Origin of the sequence: Streptomyces sp. NPDC059443 (genome assembly GCF_042750105.1) — a bacterium.
GTDB lineage: Bacteria > Actinomycetota > Actinomycetes > Streptomycetales > Streptomycetaceae > Streptomyces.
Window position 1 is genome coordinate 141,158 of the sequence record NZ_JBHYVM010000017.1, and the last position, 6,000, is coordinate 147,157.

5 protein-coding genes and 3 tRNA genes are annotated in these 6,000 nt (G+C 74.5%); 5 read left to right on the top strand and 3 right to left on the bottom strand.

What is annotated here, in order from left to right; all coding sequences use genetic code 11:
- Positions 1–469: 469 nt before the first annotated feature.
- The 3 genes from ACFXDJ_RS18755 to ACFXDJ_RS18765 form a co-directional block, all read right to left on the bottom strand.
- Positions 470–546, bottom strand: a tRNA-Ile gene (locus ACFXDJ_RS18755).
- A 187-nt stretch (positions 547–733) separates the two neighbouring features.
- Positions 734–806: transfer RNA gene (locus ACFXDJ_RS18760), tRNA-Asn, on the bottom strand.
- Between the two features lie 5 nt (positions 807–811).
- Positions 812–884: transfer RNA gene (locus ACFXDJ_RS18765), tRNA-Asn, on the bottom strand.
- A gap of 145 nt (positions 885–1,029) precedes the next feature.
- On the opposite strand from ACFXDJ_RS18765, the gene ACFXDJ_RS18770 reads away from it, so the two are divergent.
- The 5 genes from ACFXDJ_RS18770 (at position 1,030) to ACFXDJ_RS18790 (ending at position 5,889) form a co-directional block, all read left to right on the top strand.
- Complete coding sequence (locus tag ACFXDJ_RS18770; RefSeq protein WP_384659760.1) at positions 1,030–1,338, top strand: YtxH domain-containing protein; 309 nt, start codon at positions 1,030–1,032, stop codon at positions 1,336–1,338.
- 156 nt (positions 1,339–1,494) lie between these two features.
- The gene (locus ACFXDJ_RS18775) at positions 1,495–2,946 is read left to right on the top strand and encodes an ADP-ribosylglycohydrolase family protein (RefSeq protein ID WP_384849670.1); all 1,452 of its coding nucleotides are present in this window, start codon (positions 1,495–1,497) and stop codon (positions 2,944–2,946) included.
- Positions 2,943–3,848, top strand: coding sequence for a ribokinase (gene rbsK / locus ACFXDJ_RS18780; protein ID WP_384663735.1), 906 nt, complete (start codon positions 2,943–2,945; stop codon positions 3,846–3,848). The genes ACFXDJ_RS18775 and rbsK overlap by 4 nt, the downstream gene beginning before the upstream one ends.
- Positions 3,848–5,068 (top strand): CaiB/BaiF CoA transferase family protein, encoded by a 1,221-nt coding sequence (locus tag ACFXDJ_RS18785; protein ID WP_384663737.1) that lies wholly within the window; start codon positions 3,848–3,850, stop codon positions 5,066–5,068. Before rbsK ends, ACFXDJ_RS18785 begins: the two co-directional genes overlap by 1 nt.
- The gene (locus tag ACFXDJ_RS18790; RefSeq protein ID WP_384663739.1) at positions 5,065–5,889 is read left to right on the top strand and encodes an HpcH/HpaI aldolase/citrate lyase family protein; all 825 of its coding nucleotides are present in this window, start codon (positions 5,065–5,067) and stop codon (positions 5,887–5,889) included. The genes ACFXDJ_RS18785 and ACFXDJ_RS18790 overlap by 4 nt, the downstream gene beginning before the upstream one ends.
- The last annotated feature ends 111 nt before the right edge of the window (positions 5,890–6,000 follow it).

Here is a 6,000-nt window from a genome sequence, read left to right on the forward strand (position 1 = left end):
CGCGGGGCGGTCTGGGATGAGTGATTGCGGCGCTGGTCCCCGGGGCGGACCATTGCCGCAGGCGCGGGGTCGACGCGGGTCAGGCACGGGAGGCGGACCGACGAGGCCCTCGGCGACCTACGCCGCAGCCGAGATGCCCGCAGTGCTCCCACTCCAAGCACAGGGAGGTCGCCATTTCACTGCGTAGGTAACATCAGCGAGCTACCGGCCGTGCTACCGCCCACGAAGGCTCCGTGCAGCGAACGACGACTCCTCGGCTTCCCGGCACGTCAGAACGCTTCGACGACGGTGGGGCGGGTGGGGCCGAGAACCAGCCATCCCACCAAGGGATCGAACAAAACCCCAGCTCATAGCCCTTTGCGCGAGTACAGGGGGCAGGAATCGCTGCACCATCGCTGCACCGATCCGAGGATCCCACGGCCGCAAAAGAAGCGTTTCAGCAGGTCAGAAGGTTTCTTCTGACCTGCGGTGGTGGGGCGGGTGGGACTCGAACCCACGGCCGACGGATTATGAGTCCGCTGCTCTAACCGGCTGAGCTACCGCCCCTTCACGGCGTGGCGCGTACATGTGTGCGCGCCGTCTGCCGCAGCATAGCCGCTCATACGATCTCCTGCCTCGGATGCCTCGCATGATCGGCTTCGCCTGCCCAGAGAGACCGTTTCGAGCCCTGCCCGGTTCCGGACCGGGGGCAGAAAAAGAAAAAGGACCCACACGGGGTCCTCGTTCTCTCTTGCTCCCCCGACTGGACTCGAACCAGTAACCTGCCGATTAACAGTCGGCTGCTCTGCCAATTGAGCTACAGGGGACCGCGCTCCCCCGACTGGACTCGAACCAGTAACCTGCCGATTAACAGTCGGCTGCTCTGCCAATTGAGCTACAGGGGATTGCTGCGTTGCACCGAACAGCCCACCTCCGGCCTGGCCGGGGGGCGAGTGCCCGTTGCGAGTCATAGATTAGCGCAAGCAGGGGGGTGCTCCGCCAATCGGTATCGACAGCAGGCCGGGCACCACACGACGAAGGGTGACAGGCATGCGGTACAAGGTCACGTTCGCGGTCGGACTGGCCCTCGGGTACGTGCTCGGGACCCGGGCCGGGCGCGAGCGTTATGAACAGTTGAAGAAGTCCGCGCGCGAGCTCGCGCAGAGTCCGGCCGTCCGCAATGCCGCCGAGACCGCAGGTCACAGCAGCCGCGAGTTCGCCGGCAGGGCCTTCGCCGCGGTGAGCGAAAAGGTGGGCGACGCCGTGCCGGACGCCCTGGCCGGGCGGGTACGGGGCCTGCGCGCGCGGGTCGGTGGCAACGGCGCCGCCGAGGACGACTGGGGCACCAGCAACACCTGACGGCCACCTACGCGGAGCCCCCCCCCCGGGCCCCCCCCCGGGGGGGCGGGCCCCGGGGCGGGCCCCGCCGCCGGGCCCGGGGCCAGGGTCGGGGTCGGGTCCGGGCCCGGGGCAGGCTCCCGGTCCGGACCCGGTGGGGTCGGGCGGCTCACCTGGGTGCAGCCGGAGGATCTGGTCGGCCACGAGTTCCGGCAGGCCGCCGAGGACGGCCGCGCCGAGGGCGCGCGGCCCCTGCTGCGGGTCTGGCTCGCGGCGGGCGGGCACCCGGCTCCGCCCCGGGCGGGAGCCTCCCCCGCCCCGGCCCCGCCGGAGCTCCGGGCGCTGGCGGCCGACCTCCTGACGGCCCTGGCGGCCCTGCCCCGGCCCGCGGCCGCCGCCGAACCGGACTCCTGGCCCGCCATCACCGCCACCTGGCCGGCAGCGGGACCCGGGCCAGGTCCGGGGCCGGGGCCGGGACTGGGACCGGGACCGGGGTCCAGGGGCTTGCCCCTGGTTTCGGGAAGGGGCGGGGTGGGGGGACCCTCCCCCGCCGCCGACACCCCGCTGCGCCGCAGGCTGGAGGCCGCGTGGGTCGGGCGGGCCGCCGGGTGCGTGCTCGGGAAGCCCGTGGAGAAGCTGCCGCTGCACGGGATCCGGGCGCTCGCCGCAGCCGCCGGGAACTGGCCCCTCGACGACTGGTTCACCGAGAAGGGGGTCCCGGCCGAGCTGCTCGCCGCCCATCCGTGGAACCGCCGGTCCGCCGCCACCTCCCTCGCCGAGAACATCGACGGGACCCCCGAGGACGACGACCTCAACTTCCCCCTCCTGGGCCTGCTGCTCCTCCAGCGCCACGGGAGGGAGTTCACCACCGCCGACCTGGGAAGGCTCTGGCTCGACGAGCTCCCGGCCGGACGGACCTTCACCGCCGAGCGCGTCGCGTACCGCAACCTCCTCCAGGGGCTGGAGCCCCCCGCCACCGCCAGCCACCACAACCCGTTCCGCGAGTGGATCGGCGCCCTCATCCGGGCCGACGTCCACGGCTGGACCAACCCGGGCGATCCGGCCGCCGCCGCGGCCCAGGCGTACCGGGACGCGGCCCTGACCCACACCGGCAACGGGGTCTACGCCGCCCTGTTCGTCGCCGCCGCCACCGCCACCGCGGCCACCGGTCGGGCCGACGTCCACACCGCGCTGCGGGCCGGGCTGGCCGTCGTCCCGCCCCGGTCCCGCCTCGCCGAGGCCGTCCGCTTCGGGATCGGAACGGCCGCGGCCGCGGCCGCGGAAGCCGAAGGGTTCGACGAGGTCGTCGACCGGCTCCACGCCCGCTACGGCCACTACCACTGGGTCCACGCCGTCCCCAACACCGCGCTGATCGCCGCCGCGCTCACCCACGCGGACGGGGACTTCACCCGCTCCATCTGCCGCGCCGTGTCCGGCGGCTGGGACACCGATTCCAACGGCGCCACCGCCGGCGCCCTCGCCGGACTGATCATGGGATCACCCGACAAGATCCCCCACCGCTGGACCGCCCCGCTGGGGAACCGCCTCGCCACCACCGTCCCCGGCTTCGACGGCATCGGCTTCGACACCCTCGCCCACCTCACCGCACAGGAGGCAGCCCGCTCATGACGGCCATCGCCGTGCTCGGCAGTACCAACATGGACCTCGTCGCCTACGTCTCCAAGGCCCCCCGCCTCGGCGAGACCGTCACCGGCCGCGCGTTCCGCACCGCCCCCGGCGGCAAGGGCGCCAACCAGGCCGTCGCCGCCGCCCGCGCCGGAGCGGAGGTGGTGATGATCGGAGCGGTCGGGGCGGACGAGTTCGGCGTACGGCTGCGCTCCGCGCTCGCCTCGGCCGGGGTGGAAACGGCGGCCCTGCGCACCGTCGAGGGCGCCAGCGGCACCGCGCACATCACCGTGGACGACGAGGGCGGCAACAGCATCATCGTCATCCCCGGCGCCAACGCCCAGGTCACCGCCCTGGAGCCGGGAGACGCCTCCCGAATCGGCGCCGCCGGCGCCCTGCTCCTCCAGCTCGAACTCCCTCTGGAGGCCGTGCTCGAAGGCGCCCTCGCGGCCCGCGCCCACGGAGTCCATACGATCCTCACCCCGGCCCCTGCCCAGCCGCTGCCGCCCGAACTGCTCGCCGCCACCGATCTGTTGGTGCCCAACGAGCACGAGGCCGCCGCCCTCACCGGCCTCACCGACGTCCACCAGGCCGCCGCGGCCCTGCTCCGCGACGTGCCCGAGGTGGTCGTCACCCTCGGCGCCGCCGGGGCCCTGTACGCCGCCCGCGGCCGCGAGCCGCTGACCGTGCCCGCGCCCCGCGTGCGGGCCGTGGACACCACCGCCGCCGGGGACACCTTCGTCGGCGCGCTCGCCGTGGGGCTACAGGAGGGCCGCGCGATGCCCGACGCCATCGCCTGGGCCTCGTGCGCCGCCGCGCTGTCCGTCCAACGCCCGGGCGCCCAGGACTCGATGCCGGCCCGCGCCGAGATCGTCGCGTTCGCCGCGGGGCAGGACATCCGCTGATGACCGAGACCCGCGCCACAGCGGCCCGGCCAGGCCCCGCGCCCCTGGAAGGGCTCCGCGTCCTCGACCTGGCCACCCTCTTCGCCGGCCCCCTCGCCGCCACCCTCCTCGGCGACTTCGGCGCCGAGGTGGTCAAGGTCGAGCATCCGAGCCGCCCCGACCCTTCGCGCGGCCACGGCCCCGCCAAGGACGGCATCGGCCTCTGGTGGAAGCTGCTCGGCCGGAACAAGCGGACGATGACCCTCGATCTGTCCACCCCCGGCGGCCGGGACACCCTGCTGCGCCTCGCCGCCACCGCCGACGTGGTCATCGAGAACTTCCGCCCCGGCACCCTGGAGCGCTGGGGCCTCGGCTGGCCCGAGCTGTCCGCTGCCAACCCGCGGCTGGTCCTGACCCGGGTGACGGCCTTCGGCCAGGAGGGCCCGTACGCCCACCGGCCCGGATTCGGCACCCTCGCGGAGGCGATGAGCGGTTTCGCCGCGATCACCGGGGAGCCGGAGGGCCCGCCGACGCTGCCGCCCTTCGGGCTCGCGGACTCGATCGCCGCGCTGACCACCGCGTACGCCGTGATGACGGCGCTCGCCGGCCGCGACCGGACCGGGCACGGGCAGGTGGTGGACCTGGCGATCATCGAGCCGATCCTGACCGTGCTGGGCCCGCACCCGCTCTGGTACGACCAGCTCGGCTACGTCCAGCCGCGCACCGGCAACCGCTCCACGAACAACGCCCCCCGCAATACGTACCGCAGCGCGGACGGGCGCTGGCTGGCGGTCTCCACCTCCGCCCAGTCCATCGCCGAGCGCGTGATGCGGCTCGTCGGCCGGCCCGAGCTGATCCGCGAGCCCTGGTTCGCCACGGGCTCCGGGCGGGCCGGGCACGCGCACCTCCTCGACGAGGCGGTCGGCGGCTGGATCGCCCGTCACAAGGCGGACGAGGTGACGGCCGCCTTCGAGGAGGCAGAGGCCGCGGTCGCCCTGGTCTACGACGTACGGGACGTCATGGCCGATCCGCAGTACGCGGCCCTGGACACGGTCACCGAGGTCGAGGACCCCGAACTCGGCCCGATCCGCATGCAGAACGTCCTCTTCCGCCTCTCCGAGACCCCCGGCGCGATCCGCTGGGCGGGCCGTCCGCACGGCGCGGACACCGAGGCCGTCCTCACCGAACTCGGCCTCACCGAAGCCGAGATCGCCGAGCTCCGCACCGAAGGTGCCCTGTGATCCTGACCTGGCTCTACGTACCCGGCGACCGCCCGGAAGTCGTCACCAAGGCCCTGTGCGCCGGGGCAGACGCCGTCATCGTGGACTTGGAGGACGCGGTATCGGCCTCCCGCAAGGAGTACGCCCGCGCCGCCACCGCCGAACTCCTCGGCGACGGCCACCAAGTCCCGGTCCACGTCCGCGTCAACGCCCTCGACTCCCCCTGGGGAGGCGCCGACCTCACCGCCCTCGGCGGGCTCCGCGGCCTCGCCGGCCTGCGCCTGCCCAAGATCTCCGCGCCCGAGCAGATCGCGGGCGTCGCCGAACGCACCGGCGGGGTGCCCCTGTACGCCCTGCTGGAATCGGCGGTCGGCGTGGAACGGGCCTACGAGATCGCCCGCGCGCACCCCGCCCTGCGCGGGCTGTCCCTGGGCGAGGCCGATCTGCGCGCCGACCTCGGAATCACCGCCGAGGCGGGCCTGGACTGGCCGCGCTCCCGGGTGGTGGTCGCGGCCCGCGCGGCCGGGCTGGCGCCGCCCGCCCAGTCCGTGTTCCCCGACATCCGGGACCTGGAGGCGCTGGCCGCCTCCTGCGCCCGGGGCCGCGCGCTGGGCTTCCTGGGCCGCGCCGCGATCCATCCGCGCCAGCTCCCGGTGATCGCGCGGGCCTATCTGCCCGGTCCGGCCGAGGTCACGGCGGCCGAGGAGATCGTGGCCGCGGCCCGCCGCACCCCGGGCGCGGTGGCCCTGGCCGACGGCCGTTTCGTGGACCCGGCGATGCTGGCGGGCGCGGAACGGGTCGTCGCGCTGGCCCGCCGCGACGCGGTGGGGCTGCGCCGCTGAACGGGAAACGGGAAGGGGGGGGGGGCCCGCGGGGCGGGCGCCCACTCGCGCGGCACCTTCCACACCCGCAGGATCTTGATCGACTGTATGGGCAACTGGGCGGCGCCGCCC